At 63.6% G+C, this 19,945-nt stretch carries 14 protein-coding genes; 3 read left to right on the top strand and 11 right to left on the bottom strand.

Annotated elements, in window-relative coordinates:
- Nucleotides 1-62: 62 nt before the first annotated feature.
- Nucleotides 63-4,736: a hypothetical protein gene (locus AB4O23_RS20005; RefSeq protein WP_460084542.1), complete on the bottom strand. Its 4,674-nt coding sequence runs from the start codon at nucleotides 4,734-4,736 to the stop codon at nucleotides 63-65.
- Nucleotides 4,737-4,908: 172 nt separating this feature from the next.
- Between AB4O23_RS20005 and AB4O23_RS20000 the strand changes: the two genes are divergently transcribed.
- The 3 genes from AB4O23_RS20000 (at nucleotide 4,909) to AB4O23_RS19990 (ending at nucleotide 6,700) form a co-directional block, all read left to right on the top strand.
- Nucleotides 4,909-5,199, top strand: coding sequence for a DUF5629 family protein (locus tag AB4O23_RS20000; RefSeq protein ID WP_017527940.1), 291 nt, complete (start codon nucleotides 4,909-4,911; stop codon nucleotides 5,197-5,199).
- Nucleotides 5,186-6,361: a lactonase family protein gene (locus AB4O23_RS19995; RefSeq protein WP_065878411.1), complete on the top strand. Its 1,176-nt coding sequence runs from the start codon at nucleotides 5,186-5,188 to the stop codon at nucleotides 6,359-6,361. The genes AB4O23_RS20000 and AB4O23_RS19995 overlap by 14 nt, the downstream gene beginning before the upstream one ends.
- A gap of 156 nt (nucleotides 6,362-6,517) precedes the next feature.
- The gene (locus AB4O23_RS19990) at nucleotides 6,518-6,700 is read left to right on the top strand and encodes a hypothetical protein (RefSeq protein WP_065878413.1); all 183 of its coding nucleotides are present in this window, start codon (nucleotides 6,518-6,520) and stop codon (nucleotides 6,698-6,700) included.
- Nucleotides 6,701-6,748: 48 nt separating this feature from the next.
- Here the strand turns inward: AB4O23_RS19990 and AB4O23_RS19985 are convergent, their stop codons facing one another.
- The 10 genes from AB4O23_RS19985 to AB4O23_RS19940 all read right to left on the bottom strand — a co-directional run bounded on the left by AB4O23_RS19985 (nucleotide 6,749) and on the right by AB4O23_RS19940 (nucleotide 19,865).
- Nucleotides 6,749-7,342 (bottom strand): glutathione S-transferase, encoded by a 594-nt coding sequence (locus tag AB4O23_RS19985; protein ID WP_065878415.1) that lies wholly within the window; start codon nucleotides 7,340-7,342, stop codon nucleotides 6,749-6,751.
- Nucleotides 7,339-10,977 carry an AAA family ATPase gene (locus AB4O23_RS19980; RefSeq protein ID WP_137220271.1) on the bottom strand — a complete coding sequence of 1,213 codons (3,639 nt, stop codon included), beginning with the start codon at nucleotides 10,975-10,977 and terminating at the stop codon, nucleotides 7,339-7,341. Before AB4O23_RS19980 ends, AB4O23_RS19985 begins: the two co-directional genes overlap by 4 nt.
- On the bottom strand, nucleotides 10,974-12,215 hold the full coding sequence (locus AB4O23_RS19975) for an exonuclease SbcCD subunit D C-terminal domain-containing protein (protein ID WP_460060332.1): 1,242 nt from the start codon (nucleotides 12,213-12,215) through the stop codon (nucleotides 10,974-10,976). The genes AB4O23_RS19980 and AB4O23_RS19975 overlap by 4 nt, the downstream gene beginning before the upstream one ends.
- A gap of 195 nt (nucleotides 12,216-12,410) precedes the next feature.
- Entirely contained in the window at nucleotides 12,411-14,051 is a 1,641-nt protein-coding gene (locus tag AB4O23_RS19970) for a BatD family protein (protein ID WP_068934807.1), read from the bottom strand.
- Nucleotides 14,048-15,787, bottom strand: a complete 1,740-nt coding sequence (locus AB4O23_RS19965; RefSeq protein ID WP_135196552.1) for a tetratricopeptide repeat protein — start codon at nucleotides 15,785-15,787, stop codon at nucleotides 14,048-14,050. The genes AB4O23_RS19970 and AB4O23_RS19965 overlap by 4 nt, the downstream gene beginning before the upstream one ends.
- Nucleotides 15,784-16,872 (bottom strand): vWA domain-containing protein, encoded by a 1,089-nt coding sequence (locus AB4O23_RS19960; protein WP_065878425.1) that lies wholly within the window; start codon nucleotides 16,870-16,872, stop codon nucleotides 15,784-15,786. Before AB4O23_RS19960 ends, AB4O23_RS19965 begins: the two co-directional genes overlap by 4 nt.
- Nucleotides 16,865-17,359: a DUF4381 domain-containing protein gene (locus AB4O23_RS19955; RefSeq protein WP_017527931.1), complete on the bottom strand. Its 495-nt coding sequence runs from the start codon at nucleotides 17,357-17,359 to the stop codon at nucleotides 16,865-16,867. The genes AB4O23_RS19960 and AB4O23_RS19955 overlap by 8 nt, the downstream gene beginning before the upstream one ends.
- On the bottom strand, nucleotides 17,356-18,288 hold the full coding sequence (locus tag AB4O23_RS19950) for a DUF58 domain-containing protein (protein WP_017527930.1): 933 nt from the start codon (nucleotides 18,286-18,288) through the stop codon (nucleotides 17,356-17,358). The genes AB4O23_RS19955 and AB4O23_RS19950 overlap by 4 nt, the downstream gene beginning before the upstream one ends.
- A 5-nt stretch (nucleotides 18,289-18,293) precedes the next feature.
- Nucleotides 18,294-19,253 carry an AAA family ATPase gene (locus AB4O23_RS19945; protein ID WP_003174327.1) on the bottom strand — a complete coding sequence of 320 codons (960 nt, stop codon included), beginning with the start codon at nucleotides 19,251-19,253 and terminating at the stop codon, nucleotides 18,294-18,296.
- 258 nt (nucleotides 19,254-19,511) lie between these two features.
- Nucleotides 19,512-19,865 carry a hypothetical protein gene (locus AB4O23_RS19940; RefSeq protein ID WP_017527929.1) on the bottom strand — a complete coding sequence of 118 codons (354 nt, stop codon included), beginning with the start codon at nucleotides 19,863-19,865 and terminating at the stop codon, nucleotides 19,512-19,514.
- Between the last annotated feature and the right edge of the window lie 80 nt (nucleotides 19,866-19,945).

Below are 19,945 nucleotides of genomic sequence, written 5' to 3'. Positions count from 1 at the left end.
TGCCTGTGTACGTTAAGGCCCGCTGGACCACCCAGGTGTTAGCCGGCTACCGCTGTTCGCCTTCAGTGGGCCAACGGTAAAAACCAGCGTTCGGCCAGTGGTTTACCGAGCATGCCGCGATGAATGTCTACCACCGCCTGTGAGCTTTGCGCTTTCTCCAGCAAGGCGTAATAACTCTGACGGCGTTGCTCTTTGGTTTTAAGGTGCGCCACGCTGTAATCGGCTTTGGGCGTTTGCGCGGTGCTGTAGTGAAAGTGTGCGTACCACAGCGGGTAGCCCTCGCGGTCATTGATCGCATATTCCTGGATGAAGTCTTTACGCGCACCGGTCATCGCGATGCGCTCGCCGAGCGCCGCGACCTGCACCAGGTTTTGATCGACCAGAAACTGCAGGTTGCCATTGGTGGGGGGCAGTTCCAGGCTCAACGCGATACGCAGCTCATGCCCCTTGCGCAGGAGTCGCGCGACACCTTCGCGCATCTGCTCAACCAGGCCCTGGTCCGCCGCCAGCCTGGACGCGCTGGGCTGCGCCTGGATCGCGGTGTCCAGTTCGGTCGCGAGTTTGTCCAGGCGCGAGGCTTCGTTGCTGAGCAGTTCCTGGATTTCCTGTGGGTGACGGCAGAGTTTTTTATAGCGCTCGGCACCGCTCAGGTGGCCGTCCAATTGGCTGAACAGCTTGCGCGCTTTACCCCGCAGCTCGTTGATCGGTCGGGACGGCAGCGGGTCCGGCTTGCGTACCACGCGCACTTCGTCCCAGATCTCGGCTTCACGGCGTGAGTAGGTGGCGATGAGCTGGTTATCGTCCTCCGAGCGCACCTCGACCAGGTCGACCGACTGGCTGGTGGCGGCGGGTGTGAGGTCACCGATCACCACACCGCCGCTGCGCGTCCTGATGAGTTTTTTGGAAGCCCGCCCGGTTCTGACTTTGGGGCGTTTGGGTGGGCGCCGACGGGGTTTGGGGTCGGGTTTGACTTCACTGGCCAATTGTTGGCTGGCGTCCTCGTAGAGTTTTTCGACCAGCGTGAACATCTTATTGAAGTGCTCGGTTTCCAGCTCTTCGCCGTTGACTTCGCGCAACCCCTGTAGGCCGTCCAGTGCCTGCCCGTAATGCTCGACCAGGCTCTCCAGGGCTTCGCGCAGTTCAACCGGGCTCAGTTCGGTGAGCTTGAGTTCGGAGTGGGAGCGAACCTGCACATTCAACGGCTCGATGATTGCGTTCAGACCTTCCATCAGGTCCAGTTCCACCTCCTTGATGCTCAGCACGCGCAGGCTCAGCAGTTGCAGCTTGGTCACCCCCAGCGCGCTGATTTCATCTTCCGGCCGGTCCGCTGTCAGGCGTTCGTAGGTTTTAACGCCGTCCTCGCCGAGGTTATACAGGGCCGCCAGTTGCCGGTCCTTGAGTTCAAGGTTGCGGATGCTGCGCTCATTGATCCCGATCAGCTCATTGATGAATGCCAGGTAGCGGGCGTATTGATTGCGGATGATTTGCCGCAGTTGCAGCCCGCCCGTGGTGAAGCTGCGGTTATCGGCGTAAAGCTGCGCTCGGTCTTTTTCCGCGATCACCACGGCTTTGCGCGCGTTGTTGATGGTGTTTTCCATCAGCACCAGCAGGGTATCCGCGGGCAAGGGAATGCCGTGTTGCACCCGTTCGTCCTGGGTATCGAGCAGCTGTTGGAACACGCGGGTCTGATTTTCCAGGGCGGTCTCGAACTTGCGCCGTTGGCTGGCGCGTTGCAACGCGGTGAAGCGTGGGTCCTGCTCGGATTTTTCCATGACGCTTTGGGACACATCCAGCGCCTGCTGCAGCGCGACCTGTTGGGCCACGAAGTCGTTGTACTGGTCGGTCAGTTGCAGTTTCCGCTTGGCCTTGCGCTCGCGCTCCGCTGCCACGCGCTTGAGCGGCATGCCGCCGCGCAGGCGCAGGTTGAGGTCCACCGACCAGCGGCCCTGAGCATCCGCGCGTACATAGGGCCCTTGGCGAGTGGTGTCGAACGGGTCGACGATCACCACGCTGTCGTCGTCCAGCAATCTGAGCCGGTACAGGTTCTGCTCAATCAACACGTGCCATTCTTTGTGGATCACGTACAGCCCTTTACGCGGACCATAAACAACCGGCTGCGGCAACGCCGCCGGGCGCGGCACCTTGAGGCGCAACAGGCGCGCCTGCTGCAATGCCGAGAGTCGCCGGTGTGCGCCGGCGAAACCCATATCCAAGGCTGTGCGCCGCTCGCCTGGGAACTGGCCGGCCATGACCACCACCCCTTCGGTGATCGCGGCTGCCTTGGGTTGCGGCCACTGCTCCGGCAAGCGGCGCGGTGCGGGCAGACGCAGTGCGCCCTCCGTGACCTCGGTTGGCAATGGCGCGGCGGCTGTCGCCGTTGGGGCCAGCTCACCCAGTACGATTGCCATGTTCAGCACCACGTCGGCGGCGGCCAATTCCCGCGTGACCGGATCCGCGCTGTTGAGCGCGGGCACGTCCCGCTCGAAGCTGGCGGTCAGCGTCATCAACCAGGCGGTGAGTAACGCCGGCCCGCGCAGCAGCGGTAGCAACAGCGTATTGAACACCACGCCGCCGGCTTCCATCAGCGCGGACCAGCGGCTGCTGCGGGTGGACACCGATTCATGGCTGGCCTGGCCGACCAGCGCCCTGGCGTTGCTGCCATACAGGTACTGCATCAATTGCCCGTTGAGCAGGTATTGCAGCAGTTCGTGGCTGGCGCCGTCATTGGCCAGTTGCGCCGGCGCCGGGGTTTCAAGCGGGGCGAACTCGTCGCCCTGGCCGAAACGTACGTAATGCGGCTCCTGGAAACCGCCGTTGTCGTAGATCGGGCGGGCCTTGTCGGACAGCCAGGTCAGCACGCTGGTTTGCAACGCCCCCGGCTGCGCGATGGCAGTGAGCAACGCTTGGCGCGTGGCGAATTCGAGCAGCGGCTCGGCGTACAGCGGGCGGTAAAGCAGGTGAGGGCCTTGCGTGTTGTCCAGGGGTTCGATGATGAACATGTTCGCGACGATGTCCGGTACCGCTTCAGCTTTGCGCAGCAACGCCAGGCAGCGAATGGCCACGGCTTGATCGTCCACCTTGCGCGCATCGGCCCCGGGTTGTACCAACGCGGCGACGTAGCGGGCGCCGGTGGCGGTGATCCCGCCTTCTTGCTTGAGGTGTGTTTCCAGTGCTTGCAGGGGCAATTGATAGCGCAGTTGCTCGGCAAACAGGCGCGTACGCGCTTCCACGGGCGGGGCGTCGCCCAGCAGCTGTTGTTTCAGAGCGTCGGGGTAGCGTTGGCCGATGTCGACGCTTTCGATCAGGCCGTCGGTGCGCGTGATGAAGTCTGCCGTCAACCAGCTCGGCAGCGTCAGGCCATCACGGTGTTTCAACGTGAGGGTCCCGCCGGGGCGCCCGGCCAGATTGGTGATGGCCAGTTCAGTCAGGCTCATCTGCCTCGCATCGGCAATGCCGGGCGCGCCGGGGTAGCCCGCGTATTTGGTGAAGGTGAGCAGCACGTTATCGGGGTCATAGCTGGCTGGGAGCGAGGGCTGCTCGTCGCCGCTCAGGGCGCGTTGCTGTTCAGCCTCAAGGGCCTTGCACAGCACGCCGACGGTGTAGCGGCGAATATCGCTAATGCCGCTGAGAAACGTCTGGCCTTTGTTGAGGATTTTGCTGCCGGCCAACCCCAGGCTGTATTGGCGGTAGGCCTGTTGTTGAGTGGGCGAGGCGTTTTGCAGCCAGGCCGGCAGTTGCGTGCGCCCCAGGTTCGCCAGCAGCGGGTCGACCTGGGGGGTGTCGGTAAAGTAGCGTGCGGGGTCACTGAGTTCGCGAAACAGCGCTTGCAGGGTGGCTCGTCCCAGCGTGCAGGGCAGGCGCAGGGCTTGCAGGTTGCTCAATTGTTGGTTGAGGATCAGCGCCGCCTGTTGGTCGAACACATTGCCTTGCACCTCGTAGCGCGTCCAGGTCAGCGTATCGAAACGGTACTGATCGGCAATGTGTGCGCCCCAATATTGACCGAACGCGTCAATCGAGGCGAACGACTTGATCATGCCATCGGGCCGGCACAGCAGAACGATGATCCGGGTCTGCACGGTGCGCACCAGCAGCAGGTCTGGGCTCAGCAACGCCTCCTGTTGGTCAAGACGGGTTTCCAGGGCGTACACATAGGTCTGCGTCGGGCCGTTTTGCGCCTGGCGTTGATCGTAGTCAGCGCAGTCGATGATCTGTTGCAGCGTCTCGCGCTCCACGTCGCTCAGGCCCGGTTGTTTCAGGGTGGCGATTTGCAGGGTTTGCGCCAGCAGGTCGCTGATCTGGCGCCAGCGGCTGTGGGCCGGGTCGTCGGTGTTGTTCCAGTAGTCGGTCAGCGCGTTTTGCAGGGCGATCGGGACCGACCAGGGCAGCTCTTTGATCAGGGTGTCGATGCGCTGCATATCCAGTGCAGCGCCTGCGCGGGTTCTCAAGCGGGTCGGCGGCTGTTCTGTAAGAAACGGCGCGCGCGAGTCCACCTCGCCAATGCCCAGTACGGCGCCCGTCGCCAGGTAGTCGAGCACGCGGGGCATGAGCAGTTGATGGGTCCAACCGGCAGTGGGGGCAGGGCTGGCCAGTCGGACCTGGTCCAGGTTCAGGTTCAGGTCGGGGTACTGCTCGGCGATGGTCTTCGCCAGTAGATTTTGTACAACGGATTCGAAACTGGGGCAGTCGGCGAACATCGCGCTGACAGTGTTGGCCACGCTGGGCGAGGGGGACGGCATGTAGTGTTCTCCGGAATGAATAATCGAGCATCGCAGCGATGCGCGATTACTTAACGCCGTTCCAGAGGGGGAGAAGGGGTATCGGGTTACCTCAAGGCTCACGGTAGCGGTGGGTGTGTGGGCGAAACTCGCCTATCATGGCGGCCTTTCTTTTTAAGATGATCGACTTGTGATGAATGCCCTTGACCTGACCACCGCCCTGAAAGACAGCGATATGCTGATCATCGACGGACTGCACGCCTTTGATTTCACCTTCGAGGAAGCTTTGCGCATCGAAAGCATGGACGGTCGGGAACTCAAGCGTTGGACGTTCAGTCCAGAACAACTGAAGGCCGCGACCTTTGATGAGTCCTTGCAGCGCTGGCGCTTGAGCAATGACGACGGTGAGCATCACCTGGCTTGCCTGCAGGCTGTCAAAGGCGACAACAATAACGACGAGGACGAAGCCGATGATGATGCGTAAATTCTGGCCCCTGCTGATGGCGGGCAGTGTGGGTGCGATGTCGGTACAGGCCGCACCCGCCGACACCTATGAACTGTTGGTGGGCAGCTACACCGCCGGCACCAGCGAAGGCATTTACCGTGTGCAGTTCGACAGCCGTACCGGCCGGTTGCAGGGCAAGCCGGTATTGGCGGCCAAGGCGGCCAACCCTTCGTGGCTCACGGTCTCCAAGGACCAGAAGCACCTGTTTGTGGTCAACGAGAACGGCCCAGGGCAGAAAGACGCCGTCGGCCGCGTCAGCAGCTACCGCATCGACCCACAGAGCCACCAACTGACCCTGATCAATCAGGTGCAGAGCCTGGGCAACGAGCCCACCCATTCCAGCGTCGCCGCTGACGGGCGTTACCTGTTCGTCGCCAACTATTCGGTGCAGGAAGATCCGGGCGGCAGCCTGGCGATCCTGCCGGTGGACACCACCGGCAAACTGTCGCCGCCGGTGCAACTGAGCGGGCACCCGGCCAGCCGCGTGAACCCTGAACGCCAGGCGTCCAACCATGTGCATTCGGTCGTGTCGTCGCCGGACGGCAAGTACGTGTTTGTGCAGGACCTGGGGGCCGACAAGGTCTTTGTCTACCGTTACGACCCCAAGGCCAGCCACGAGCAGCCGTTGACCGCGGCCGCCCCGGCCTCGGTGCAATTGCCGCCGGGCAGTGGCCCGCGCCACCTGCTGTTCAGCGCCGATGGCAAGCATGCCTGGCTGACCACCGAGATGAGTGCCCAGGTCGCGGTGTTCGATTACCACGACGGCACATTGACCCAAACCCAGTTGGTGGACTATGCGGCCGGGCAACCGGTGTCGGACAAAGCCGGCGCCGCGCTGCACGCCTCCAGCGATGGCAAGTTCCTGTATGTAAGCAACCGTGGCACGGCCAACCATATCCTCGTGTTCAGCATTGACCCGGCCACCGCGCACCTCAAGCAAGTGCAGCAGCGCTCGGTGGAGGGCGACCACCCGCGCGAATTCAGCCTCGACCCCAGCGGCAGGTTTTTGCTGATCGCCAACCAGAAAAGCAACGAAATCGTAGTGGTCGAACGTGACCCCAACACCGGCCTGCTGGGTAAAACCGTGCAAAAAATGCCGATCGATGCGCCCAGCGACCTCAAGTTCCTGCTGCGTCAATAAGCCACAGGCCCCGCCGTGCGGGGCCTGAGCCTTTGTATTAATTGCAGTGATAGCGGCTACTGTTTCAAAGCATTTCTAAGGCGTAACCCTCGGAGCGTAAGTTTGGTTCCAAGGCCTTCCCGGCCACTCAACCAAACGAACACAAGGGTTACCGCCATGAACTTCAATCTCTTCTCTGTTATCGCTGCTTCCGCCGTATCGGCCACTGTTGCACTGCCGGCTGCGGCCAGTGTGGAAGTCGCCGGCAAGCCATCGAGCACCAGCGCCTACACCCAGAAATACCTGCAACAAAGCGCCAATTTTTACGCCGCGTTGGATCACAAGGTTCAAGCACACTGAAATCCAATGTGGGGGGCAAGCTGAGTTGGCCCCCCCTCCGACTTTGCGTTAAGGCCTGGCCATGACGGCGATAAACAGCGGCGACTCCAAAAACCGCCGCAACCAATCCTGCAAGCGCCGATACGGCGTCGCCGCGAACCACTCTCGATCCACATGGGCGAACTGGCGCACGAATGGCGCCAGCGCCACATCGGCAAGGCTCAGATGATCGGCCAGCAGGTAGTCTCGCTGCGCCAGCAACCCCTCCAGCCGCTGCAAGAACACCTCACCCTGCGCCCGATAAAATTCCATCGGTTGCTGTGGGTAGCGCTCGGCGTATTTGTATTGATCCAAGTGGTGTTTGAACGCTTGATCGTTTTCCATGATCAGCGCCAACACCCTCGGCTCACCCTGGAGCAACCAGTCATCAGGATCGTTTTGCGCCAGGGCCCATTGCATGATCGCCAGGCTCTCATCAATCACCTGCCCGTTCACGCTCAACACCGGCACCGTGCCCTTGGGCGACAGCGCCAGCATCTCGGCCGGCTTGGCCTTGAGGCTGACCTCTAGAATGCGCACCGCGACCCCTGAGTAGCGCAACGCCAGGCGTGCCCGCATCGCATAAGGGCAGCGCCTGAACGAATACAGCAGCGCCTCGTTCACTTGACCTCCAGGGTGCTCAAGCCGTTGCCCTGACGCTTGACCTGGATCTGCACCGGGATGCGCTCGTGCATTTCCTGCACATGGGAAATCACCGCTACCTTGCGGCCCTGGGCCTGCAAGCCATCCAACGCGTCCATCGCCAATTGCAGCGACTCGGGGTCGAGGCTGCCGAAGCCTTCATCGATAAACAGCGATTCGATTTTCAACGTACTCGACGCCATCGACGCCAGGCCCAGAGCCAGTGCCAGCGACACCAGGAACGTCTCGCCGCCGGACAGCGAATGTACCGAGCGCAGTTCGTCGCCCATTTCGGTGTCCATCACCAGCAGGCCCAGCATGCTGCCGCCGCGCTTGAGGCGGTAGCGTCGCACCAGTTGGCGCAGTTGCACGTTGGCGTGGTGCACCAGCAGGTCAAGGTTGTAGGCCTGGGCGATCTTGCGGAACGTATCGCCGGTGGCCGAGCCGATCAGTGCATTCAGGCGCGCCCAGCGTTGCCACTCGTCGTAGGCGCTGGCGATCTGGTCGGCCAGGGCGCTGTTGGCGTCCTGGCGCCGCTGGTCTTCGGCCTGGCGCGCACGCAGTTCAGCCACCTGTTTGTCGCCCTCGGCCAGTTGCTGGTTGAGGGCGGCGAGGGCGCTGTCCAGTTGTTCGGCTTGCAGGTTGCCGTTGTGCAGGGCCTGGTGTTCGGCCAGGCGCTGCTCGCGCTCTTGCAGCAGGACCTTGGCTTGTTCCACGGCCTTCTCGCTGTGTTGCAATTGCTGGCGCAGCGCGTTGAGGTGCGCGTCGTCGAAGGCCAGCAGGCGGGCAAGGCCGGCATCATCCAGCTCGGGCTGCAACGCGCGCCATTCGCGCAGGCTGGCGTCGAGCGCCTGCTGTTCGGCGAGCAGCGCCTGTTGACGTTCCTGTTGGGCCTTGAGGTCGGCGGCCAGTTGCACCAGCGCATTGCGCGTCTCTTGCAGGTGCGCGTTGGCGTCGGTTTCGCCTTGGCGCGCCTGCGCCACGGCCTGGTCCAGTCGCTGCTGCCACTGTTCGGCGCTGGGGTGCTCGCCCAGCAAGTCGCGCAGTTTTCCCTCGGCGGCTTGCTGATGTGTGGCCAGCTCGCCGACCTGCTGGGCCAATGCCTCAAGTTGCTGCTGGCGATGCTGTTGGTGGGTCTGTTGTTTCTCGATGACCTGTTGGCGTTCCTGTTGCTCGGCCAGCTCATCACGTTGGTGGCCCAGTTGCTCCAGGCGTTGGCTGACCTGTTGGTCCAATTGCATGAACGTTGCCGCGGGCTCCTTGCGCAGACCCTCCAGGGTTTCGGCCGGCAACAGGCTGGCGAAGGCGTTGAGTTCTTCGTCGAGGCGTTCGCGGTCGTTGGACAGTTCGCGCTGCTGGTCCACCAGCAACTGACGGGCTTGCTGGCTGGCGTCCTGGGCGGCTTGCAATTGTTGCTGCAAGCGCCCGGCGTTTTGTTGCAGGTTGAGCAGGGCGGCCTGGCGCTGTTCGTCCTGGCTGATGCTTTGCGTCAGTTGGGCCAGTTGCTGGGCCAGCCAGGGGCTACGTTTGGCGGCGTCCTGGTTGAACAGCGAAGCGGCCAGCGGATGTGCATCCAGGCTGGGCTGGAGCGCCTGTTGTTGCGCGGCCACTTGCTCCTGTTGGTGCAGGAACTCCTTTTGCTGGGCGATCAGCCCGCCAACTTCGCCACGCAGCTCGGTGAGTTGTTCCTTGAGGGTGTCGACGGCTTTCTGCGCCGTGGCCTCTTCGGTTTCGTCATGGCGGCCGAGGCTTTGCAGCAGCGCTTCGGGTTGGTGGTACGGGTGCTCATGGCTGCCGCACACCGGGCAGGGCTGGTCGTCCTGCAACTGCTCGCGCAACTCTTCGACGCTGGCACTGCGCGCCAGGCGTTGGCGTTCGAGCAGTTGCTTGGTCACTGTCAGCGTCTGCTCGGCGACCGTCAGTTCGGCCTTGGCTTGCAGGCCGGCCTTGTTGAGTTGTTCACGCTGTTGCTGGGCGTCGGCGAGTTTTTGCGTCAGCGTGACGGCTTGCTGGTCCAGCTGTTGGCTGCTGTCCCAGAGGCGCGTGAGGTCTTCAAAGGCGCGCTGCTGCTTGCGATTGTCCTGCAACAGGCTGGCGAGCAGTTGGATCTGCTCGGCCACCGCATGGGGTTCGGCGCCGGCCTCTTGGTACAGCAGGTCCAGCGACTCGCGTTGTGCGCTGAGTTGTTCGGCGGCGCGGGTGGCGCGTTCTTCCAGTTGCGGCAGTTCTTCCTGGCCCTTTTTCAGGCGGCTGCCAATCACCATGAGTTGTTGCAGGCGCTCGCGCTGGTAGGTCCAGCCCTCGCTCAACGGCGCCAGGGCCGTGCTGCGCTCAAGCTCGGCGCCCAGGCGTTGCAGGCGCCCGGCAACCTGCGCTTGCTTTTCGAGCAAGCCATTGAGCAGGGTTTGGCCTTCGGTGTAGGCGGTTTGCTGCTGGAGGTGCTCTTCGGTGCGCTTGGCCAGGTCTTTGGTCAAGTGGGCGAGGGTGCTTTGTTCGTCGAAAGCCTGACGCAGCGGCGCGACCGCATCGCCCTGGTTTTTCAGGGCATCGGCCAAGGCGGCCTGGGCGGCTGCCTGCTGCTGTTGGGCTTGTTCCTGGCGTAGCTGCAGCGCGCTCTGCTGCTCGATATGCTGCTGAATCTGCGCGGCCAGAGGCGTCAGCAATGCGCTCAGTTGCGCCTGGCGTGCGAAGTGATGGCGTTGCGGCGCCAACTGTTCCAGGCGGCTGAGGTCCTGGCGTTGCTGGCCCTGGCCGGCCCACTCGGCCTCGGCGCGTTGCAGTTGCTCGGTGGCGCTGAGCTGGCGCTCCTGCCACTCGCGCAATTCCTTGAGCCAGGTGTGCTGCAACTCCAACTGCTTGAGTTGGGCCTGCCGGGTCTTGAGTTGTTGCTGGGCGTCGGCCAGTTGCTGGTCCAGGTCGGCGCGTGCTTCAGCAGCCAGGGGCACTACGCCGGTGGCCTGGTCCTGCAACTGCTTGTGGGCGTCCTTGGCCTCTTTGGCCTTGTCGAACGCGCGGCGGCCGAGTTGGCTGTACAGCGCGGTGTCGGTGAGTTTTTCCAGCAGTTCGCTGCGCTCGTTGTCGTTGGCCTTGAGGAAGGCGCTGAATTCGCTTTGCGCCAACAACACGGCGCGGGTGAACTGCTCGAAATTCAGGCCCAGGGCCAGTTCCAACTGGGTTTTGTATTCGGTTTTCTGGCTGGCCAGCAGTTGCTCGCTGTCCAGGTCGATCAGGCTCTGGCGGCTGTTCTGCAACTTGCCGCTGGCCTTGTCGCGTGCGCGGTTGGCCTCCCAGCGCGCCCGATAGCGACGGCCGCTGACGCCGACAAAATCCACCTCGGCATAGCCGCCGCCAGTGCCGCGGCGCAGCAGCGTGCGCGGGTCGCCGATGGCAATATCGCTGTCGGCATCGGGCATTTTGGCCTGGCCGGTATCGCCCAGGCGCGGCACGGCGCCAAACAGCGCCAGGCACAAGGCGTCAAGCAAGGTGCTTTTGCCGGCGCCGGTCGGCCCGGTAATCGCAAACAACCCGGCGCTGGCCAGGGGCTCGGCGGTAAAGTCGATCTCGAACGGCCCAGCGAGGGAGGCGAGGTTTTTCAGGCGGATGGCGAGGATCTTCATGGCTGCTCCTCCTGGTGTTGCACTTCCTGGAGCAGCACGGCGAAGTCCTGAAAGGTCTGTTCGTCCACTTCACTGCCGTAGCTGTCTTGCCAGGCGCGGCTGAACAGCTCCTGGGGCGTGAGCTGGTCGAGTTCGATCAAGCGTTCGTCGTCTGGGTGCTCGCTGCTTCGTTTACCGGCGTATTCGGCGGCGATGCGCACCAGGCGCACGGCCTTGCCTTGCAGGGCGGTTTCGATTTGCTGGCGCAGGTCCGGTTGCGGCTCGTCGAGGCGCACACGCACTTCCAGCCAGGGATGGCGCTGGGTTTCGGCCAGCAGATCGACGTCGGGCAGGTCGGCCAATTGCGTAAGGATATCGGCCAGGGGCGCCGCTTCCAGACGTTGCAGGTTGACCGAGCGCGGAATCAGGATAGGTTCGACGCTGACCAGCGCTTGGCCCTGGAACGTTACGTCGAGAATCTGGTGTTTGTAGCCGATTTCGGAAAACGACAGTGGAATCGGCGAGCCGCTGTAACGAATGCGCTCTTCGCCATTGACCTTTTGCGGCTTGTGCAAATGGCCGAGGGCAACATAGCCGACACTTTTGTCGAACAGGCTGGCCGGCAGCGCCTCGGCATTGCCGATGACCAGGCTGCGTTCGGAGTCTTGCGACACTGAGCCACCGGCCATGTGCGCGTGGCTGACGGCAATCAGCGCCTGGCCTTTTTTGCGTTTGGCGTTGGCGGCGGCGATCAACCCCTCGTGCACCTGGCCGATCCCGCGCAGATAGTCGTCACCCAGGTGCGCGCCGGTCACTTGCGCGGGGCGCAGGAACGGCAGCGCCAGGCACCACGCGGCGATCTTGCCTTTGGCATCCGGCAGGGGAATCAGCAGGCGCTCGGCATCCAGTTGGCCGTCATCCAGCCACAGCACGCAACCGAGCGCATGGGTGCGCAAACGGCGCATCAGCGGCGCCGGCAGCTCGATACGCGAACCGGAGTCGTGGTTGCCGGCGATCATCACGATGGTCAGCGTAGGGTTTTGCTCGTGGGCGCTGATGATGAAGTCATACAGACGCTCCTGGGCCTTGAGCGGCGGGTTGACCGTGTCGAATATATCGCCGGCGATCAGCAGCGCATCGGGGTGGTGGTCACTGATCTGGCGCAGCAGCCACTCAAGGAAACAGGCATGTTCGAAGTCGCGTTCCTGGCCGTGCAGGTTTTGGCCAAGGTGCCAGTCGGAGGTGTGGAACAGACGCAAGGCGAACTCCGTGGAGAAGATGAAAAGGAGGGGAGTTTACCTGTAAAAGCCGGTGGGGTGCCCGGGATGACGCCGGTCGAGTGTGGGAGGGTTGATCCCGATAGTGTTGGGTCAGCCGGCTTATCTGTAACTGACTCACCGCCATCGGGAGCAAGCCCCCTCCCACAGGCATTTTGTGATGCCAGAGAGAGTGGGTCATTTGGGATACAGCGGCGGCAAGCTGGTGGCATCCGCTGCCGTTTCCAGTTCACGCTCGGCCATTGGAATGGCCTTGATCGCCCGCCACAAGTCTTCACCCAGCCAATACTGGCCGCTCTCGCTGTACAGCGCGCCGTTCAAGCCATCCAGCGCGTCCGACAGCGGTACAAACCGGGCCGCCATGTCGGCCAGGGTTTCCGGCTGTTGGCGCGCCCAGGCGTCGAGGGCCTGGCGGGTGGCGTGCGGGTCGTTGGCCTGGGTGGCGCGCTTGAGGTCGTCGAGCAAGGTGCGTGGGCTGGGGCCGGTTTGCGCGGCGCGCAGTACCGCCGGTTGCGAGCGTGCGCGCCACCACAGGCCGAAGCCCAGCAGGGTGGTGCAGGCCAGCAGCAGGGTACTCAGTTGCCACAGCCACAGGCGGCTATCGTCCGGCGCGGTGATGATGGTGGGTGTGGCGGGCGTGTCCACCATCAGGCTCGGGTTGTTGGCCACTTGCAAGGTGCGTGCGGGCAGGCTGGTGCGTTCGAGGTGGTCTTCGTGGGTGTTCCACCACACCACTTCAACGGCCGGCAACTCCAGCGTACCCATACGGTTGGGCACCAGCGCTTCGCGGTCTTCGCGGCTGCCGATCAGGCCGCGGTCGCTGGTCTGGTTGCCCAGCACCGGTTGGTCCGGGTAGCGGCGCAGGCCATTGATGTCGGTGCTCGGCAGTGCGGGCAGTTGCGCGCTGGACAGGCCTTCGGCCTTGACCGTGAGGCTGCGCGTCAGGGAATCGCCGACTTGTACATGCTCAGGCTCCGGGTTCCAGCCTTCGCTCAGGGTCAGGCTGCGCGCCGGCAACCAGGGGGTGTCGGCCGGATACAGCGCCGGCTTGGGCTTGACCGCCAACGCCAGCGGCGCCGAACTCACGTGGATCAGCTTGCCGGGCTTGGTGCCTTGCAGGGTGTTTTCTTGTGGCGGGCGGGGTTCCACCAACGTGGCGCTGAAGGTCTGCGTCGGAATATCCAGGGTGCCGCTGTGCTGCGGGTAGATCGCATAGCGGGTTTCGATCACGCCGTGGCGGATGCTGTTGATGACTTTTTCGTAGGTACGCGACTCGCCCAACTGCTCCACGCGTGCATCGGGAATTTGCAAGGGGGTGAGGCTGCTGTCGTCATACAGCGACACCGAGTGGTACACGCGCACCGTCAACAGCGCCTGGGCCTGCACGTACACGCTGGTCTGGTCGAGGTTGGCCTCGACAAACACCGGCGCCAGTTCGGCGTTGGTGTTCTGGCTGGCGGTTTCCATCACTTGCAGGCTGATCGGCTGGGTCTGGTAGTCGCCCACCTGCAACGGTGGGATCACCACCGTGCCGTTTTCCTTGGGCAGCAGGGTGATGATCCAGCGCGTGGTGGCGTGATTATCTCCGCCCAGGGTGGTGAGCTGGTTGAGCTGGCGCGTGCCGCTGACTTCGAACTGCGCATCCAGCGGCGACAGGTCGGGCTTGCCGAACTGGGTGACGTCGCTCGATTCCACCGTCAGTTCTACTGTCTCGCCGGAATTGAGGCGGCTGCGGTCGACGCTGGCAACCAGGTTCGCCGCCTGGGCGTCGCTTGCCGATAACGCGAGCAGAAGCAGAAGGGTGGTGCGGCGGCTCATCGAGTCTTGTCCTGATGTTGTTGCTGTTCGTACCAGAATTTGCGGCGCAGCAGCTCGCCGGGGTTGTCCGGGATCTCCCGCAGCCATTGTTCCAGGGCTTGGCGATGTTCGCCGTCGAGACTGGCGTTGGCGGGAAGCAGCGGCGGCGTGGTGGTGCGCTCGTCGCCCAGCTCGCTGCCCGGTACTTCGTTATTGCCGGTGTGCGTCGGGGCGCCGGCCTGGGTATCACCGGCGCCGGCTTCGCCCTGGCCCTGGGCCGATTCCTCGCCACCCGTGGCGTTTTGCCCCGTGGCACCCGGTTGCGCAGTTTGGCCGGGTTGGGTGGTTTCGTCATCTTCGTTTTTTGCCGGCGGCTCGGGCTCGGGCTGCGGCTGCTGCTGCATCAGGGTTTCCACCAGGGCCTTGTTTTTTAGCGCCGGTTGCAGGTCGGGCTGGGCTTCCAGGGCCTGTTCGTAGGCGTCGATGGCGGCTTCCAGCTCACCAGACCTGGCCAGCGCGTTGCCGCGGTTGTAATGGGAGTAGGCGTCGTTGCCCCCGGCAAACCGTTTGATGGCCTCGGCATAGTTGCCGGCCTCGTACAGCGCCACGCCTTGCCATTGGGTGTCCTGAAAATGCTCGGCGGCCTCGGCCGGGCGCTTTTTCTTCAGCAGGTATTGGCCTTGCTGGTCGGGGCGCAGCCACAGGTCCTGAAGCTCAAAAGCATAGCTGGGCTGCGGCGCGGCCATCAGCAGCAGCGGCAGGCAGAGCAGCCAGCCACGGCGACCGGCGCAGGCCGCCAGCAGCAGCAAGGGCAGCAGCAGCCAGTAACCCTGGTCGGCCCAGGTGTCCAGGTGCAGCAACTGGCCGTCGTTGCGCAGGGCTTGCGGCGGGTCGAGCACGCCGAGCTGGCGCAGGTCTTTGTCGTCCAGGCGCGCCGCACGGTAACGCCCACCCATCTCGCTGGCGAAGGCCTTGAGCGTCGGGCTGTCGAGGCGCGGCACCAGGATCGCGCCTTGTTCGTCCTTGAGGAACTCGCCGCTTTCCTGGGTCACCGGTGTGCCTTCGCGGCTGCCGATGCCCAGAATCGACAAGGGCGGCGACGGGTTGCTTTGCAGCAGTAGGCGAATGCCCTGGCGTTCCTGTTTGGACAACGACGAGCCGATCAGCAGCAGGCGCCCTTGGCCAAGGCCGCTCTGGTTGAGCAGGCCCAGGGCCTTCTCCACGGCCAGGTCGGCGCGGTGGCCGGGCTCGGGCATGATCGAGGGGCGCAGGGCTTCGAGCAGGTTGCGGCTGGTGGCCAGGTCGTCCGACAGCGGCACCAGGGTGTGGGCGCTGCCGGCGTACACGATGATGGCGGTTTGCGCATCGCTGCGCGCCTGCAGCAGGTCATACAGTTTGCGGCGTGCCTGCTCCAGGCGATTGGGCGGGCTGTCGGTGGCGAGCATTTCCGGGGTCAGCTCCAGCAACACGACCAACGGGTCGGAAGGCTTCTGGCTGGTTTGTTCCACCCGTTGCCAACTGGGACCAAGCAATGCCAGCACGGCCAGCAGCCAGGCCATGCCAAGCACCACCCAGGGGGATTTGCTCTCGCGGCCATTGCCACCGCTGAGCAGCACGGCATGGAAGGCCGGCGGCAGGAGCATCTGCCAGCGGCCGGCGCGTTTTTGCCGGTGCCATAACTGCCACAGCAACCAGCCGAGCAGCGGCAGCAGCAATAGCCACCAGGGACGGAACCAGTGCGGCCACAGGTCGATCATCGACGCCTCCGCAAACGCAGGCGTTGCAGGCGCTGACGCCATTGCGGGTGCTGTTGCAGGAAGATCCCCTTGCTCGACAGTTTGTTGAACCAGCGTTGCAGCGCATTGTTCGGCCAACGTTCCTGAATCACCAGCAACATGCTCAGAATCAGCGCCAGCGCCAATGGGCCACTGTATAGCGCCTGGGCCGGGCGCGCCTGGGTCGGTTGTTGTTCGACGGGTTCGAGTCGGTCGAGGGTCTGCTTGATGGTTTGCAGTTCTTCGCCGTCGCGGGCACGAAAGTACTGGCCGCCGGTGGCTGCGGCGATGGCCTTGAGCGCCGGTTCATCGAGGTCCAGGCTCGGGTTGACGCCGAGGATGCCCAGGGAACCGGTTTGCTCCGGGTCGGCGCCGATGCCGATGGGGTAGATTTTCACACCTTCTTCGGCCGCCAGGCGCGCGGCGGTCAGCGGGTCGATCTGCCCGGCGTTGTTGGCGCCGTCGGTGACCAGGATCAGCACGCGGCTTTGCGCCGGACGCTGGCGCAGGCGTTTGAGCGCCAGGCCGATGGCGTCGCCGATGGCGGTGTTTTTGCCGGCGATGCCGATGCGCGCTTCATCCAGCCAGGTGCGTACGGTGCGCCGGTCGAACGTCAGCGGCGCTTGCAGGTAGGCCTGGCTGCCGAACAGGATCAGGCCCACGCGGTCGCCGTCGCGGCCTTCAAGGAAGTCACCGAGCAGGTGCTTGACCAGGCTCAGTCGGCTTACATCGTCGTCCTGCCAGTGCATGTCGGGAAAATCCATGGAGCCGGACACGTCCACCGCCACCAGCAAATCGCGGCCACTGGCGGCAATCGGCAGCGGTTCACCCAACCATTGCGGGCGTGCGGCGGCGCTCAACAGCAGCAGCCACAGCACCACGAACGGCGCTTGTTGGCGCCAGCCCGGCAGGTTCGCGCGGGCACGGCGCCGGGCTAGGCCTTCGAGGTCGCCGAGGTAGCTGACTTTAAGTGCCGGCTCGCCGCTGTCGGCCACCGGCAGGATCAAGCGCATCAACCAGGGCAAGGGCAGCAGGGCGAAGATCCACGGCCAGGCGAACTCAAACATGTTTGCGAATCCAGGTGTCGACGGCCTGGGTCAGGCCGGCGATGGCCTTGTCGTCGAGTTTGCATTCGGGCTTGTAGGCGCCTTCCACCAGCACCATCCAGCGCGTGAGGCCGGCGGCCGGGCAACGGTTGTCGAGGAATGCCAGCCATTTGCGCCCGTTGAGGGTGTGGCTCTGGCTATAGGGGTAGTCGTTGCGGCACAGGCGCTTGAGCAGGCCATTGAGTTGTTGCAGCCAGGCACCGGCAGGCGCGCCGTCGTAGGGCTTGGGCATCAGTGCCAGTTCCGCCAGGGCGGCGATGCGCAGCGGGTCCAGCGGTTGTTCGGCACGCGCCAGCGGGCGCCGCGCGGGCACAAAACGGCGCAGCGACCATAACCCCCAACCGAGCAGAGGGATTACCAGCAGCAACACCCACCAGCCCGGCGCGGGTGGCCAGAAGCCGATGGGCGGCGGGGCGATCAGCGGTTGCAGTTGGTCGAGGTTGCTCATTGTTTTTTAGCCGGGCGTTGCGGGTTGAGGTATTCGCGCAGTTGCTCGACCATTTCGCTCTGGGTGCTCAAGGGCATCAGCAACACGCGCAGCTTCTGTGCGAGCAATTCCCAGCGGGCGATGCGTGCTTCGGCCTGGGCTTTGTAGGCCTGGCGCAAATCAAAATTGAGCGTGTCCAGTTCCAACTGTGCGCCTCTCTGCGCAAAACGCAGCAGCCCGGCGGCGGGCAGGGCATGGTCCAGCGGGTCAGAGACCGGTAACAGCAGCAGGTCGCAATGGCGTGACAGCAGGCTCAACTGTTGTTCGGCACCTTCGCTCAACGCACGCTCATCGCAAATCACGATCACCAGGCTGCCGGGGCGCAGCACCTCGCGGCCACGGCGCAGGGCCATACCCAGGGCGTCGGCTTCCGGGCGGCTTTCGGTGTTGAGGCTCTGGTTGACCCGCACCAGGCGGTTCAGTAGTTGCAACAGGCTTTGTTTACTGCGTCGCGGTTTGATTTCGTAGTGCTCGTTGTCGCCGAACACCAACCCGCCGACCCGGTCGTTATGCCCCAGCGCCGCCCAGCCGATCAGGCTGGCCGCCTGGGCCGCGAGCACGGATTTGAACATCTGCCCCGAACCGAAAAACAGCCGGCAGCTTTGCTCGACCATGATGAAAATCGGGCGTTCACGCTCTTCGTGGAACAGCTTGGTATGCGGCTCCTGGGTACGTGCGGTGACCCGCCAGTCGATGGTGCGCACATCGTCGCCGGCCTGGTACACGCGCACTTGGTCGAAGTCGACCCCGCGCCCACGCAGCTTGGAGTGGTGCAGGCCGATCAATGGGCTGCGCTGACTGGGCGTGGAAAACAGCTGCACTTCGCGCACGCGGTGGCGCATCTCAATCAACTCACTGAGCGTGACGCGGATACCATCGCTGGCGTTCATCGGCTTCAAGCGACGGCAACGACGTCGAGAATGCGTTGCACCACGCGGTCCTGGTCAATGCCGGCGGCTTCGGCCTCGAACGATAGGATAATGCGGTGGCGCAGCACGTCGAACAGCACGGCCTGGATATCTTCCGGGCTCACGAAGTCACGCCCGGCCAGCCAGGCGTGGGCGCGCGCGCAACGGTCCAGGGCGATGGAACCCCTGGGGCTTGCACCATAGGCGATCCACTCGGCCATCTCCGGGTCGAACTTGGCCGGGGTGCGCGTGGCCATGACCAGTTGCACCAGGTATTCCTCCACCGCATCGGCCATGTACAGGCCGAGGATTTCCTTGCGCGCGGCGAAGATTGCCTGCTGGCTGACGCGGCGCTCGGGCTTGGTTTCGCCGTTGAGCGCTTCGCCACGGGCTTGTTGCAGGATGCGCCGCTCCACGGCCGCGTCCGGGAAACCAATCTTGACGTGCATCAGGAAACGGTCGAGCTGCGCTTCGGGCAGCGGGTAGGTGCCTTCCTGTTCGATAGGGTTTTGCGTGGCCATCACCAGGAACAGCGGCGACAGGTCATAGGTGCTGCGCCCCACACTGACCTGGCGCTCGGCCATGGCTTCGAGCAGTGCCGATTGCACCTTGGCCGGCGCGCGGTTGATTTCGTCCGCCAGCACCAGGTTGTGGAAGATCGGCCCCTGTTGGAACACAAAGCTGCCGGTTTCCGGGCGATAGATCTCCGTGCCGGTGATGTCGGCGGGCAACAGGTCGGGGGTGAACTGGATACGATGAAACTGCGCTTCGATGCCCTCGGCCAGCTCTTTGATGGCTTTGGTCTTGGCCAGCCCCGGCGCGCCTTCTACCAGCATATGGCCGTCGGCGAGCAGGGCGATCAGCAGGCGATCGATGAGTTTTTCCTGGCCGAGAATCTGCGTAGAAAGAAAGGTTCGCAGCGCAAGCAGCGCTTCACGATGTTCCATCGATGACGGTTCCTGGAAAGATGAGCCTGGGTGTCAGGGAAAAAACACCGGCCTGGGGCGCTTACTTTAATGCATCGCGGGGTAAGGCGACTAACGGAGTGACGGGTATTTTTGGCAAAACTTGTAGGAATTTTGTGTAGGAGCACGATCAATGTGGGGGGGGCTTGCTCCCGATAGCGGTGTATCAGCTACAAATAAGCTGACTGACACACTGCTATCGGGAGCAAGCCCCCTCCCACATTTGATCGTTGGTGCAGCTTAGGTCCGGGTGAAGGTGCCGGTTCCGTTGAGGATGTTTCGCAGGGTTGTCTCTACCTCGGCCAGGTCGGAGGCAGCCGTGGCGTGGGTGATCGCCAACTGGTCCTTGCCACCCAGCGCATCGGCATCGCCCGCCGCCAGCTCAATCACCAGGGTGGTGTCACTCAAGGTGACTTTCAGCCCATCCAGGGTTGACGGCTCGTAATCCCAGGTCAGCTCAACCTCATCTTCATCAGGGTAACGGCTGAGCATGAACATCTCGCCGTTTTTACCGTGGCAGCAGAGCATGGCCATGTTGTCTTCTTCTTCGTCGCACGGGGTGGCCATCAGGGCGTCGGTTTTCAGCTGCAGCATGGGGAATCCTGTGTGGGGTAGGGCGTTGCGCGGGGTAATTGTGCCATTGCGGCGAATTTTTCGCTGCATGCCCTGTCACA

This window comes from Pseudomonas sp. H2_A10 (genome assembly GCF_054680085.1).
The sequence above is the reverse complement of the archived record's forward strand: the minus strand, read 5'-3'. Positions and strand labels throughout refer to the sequence as shown.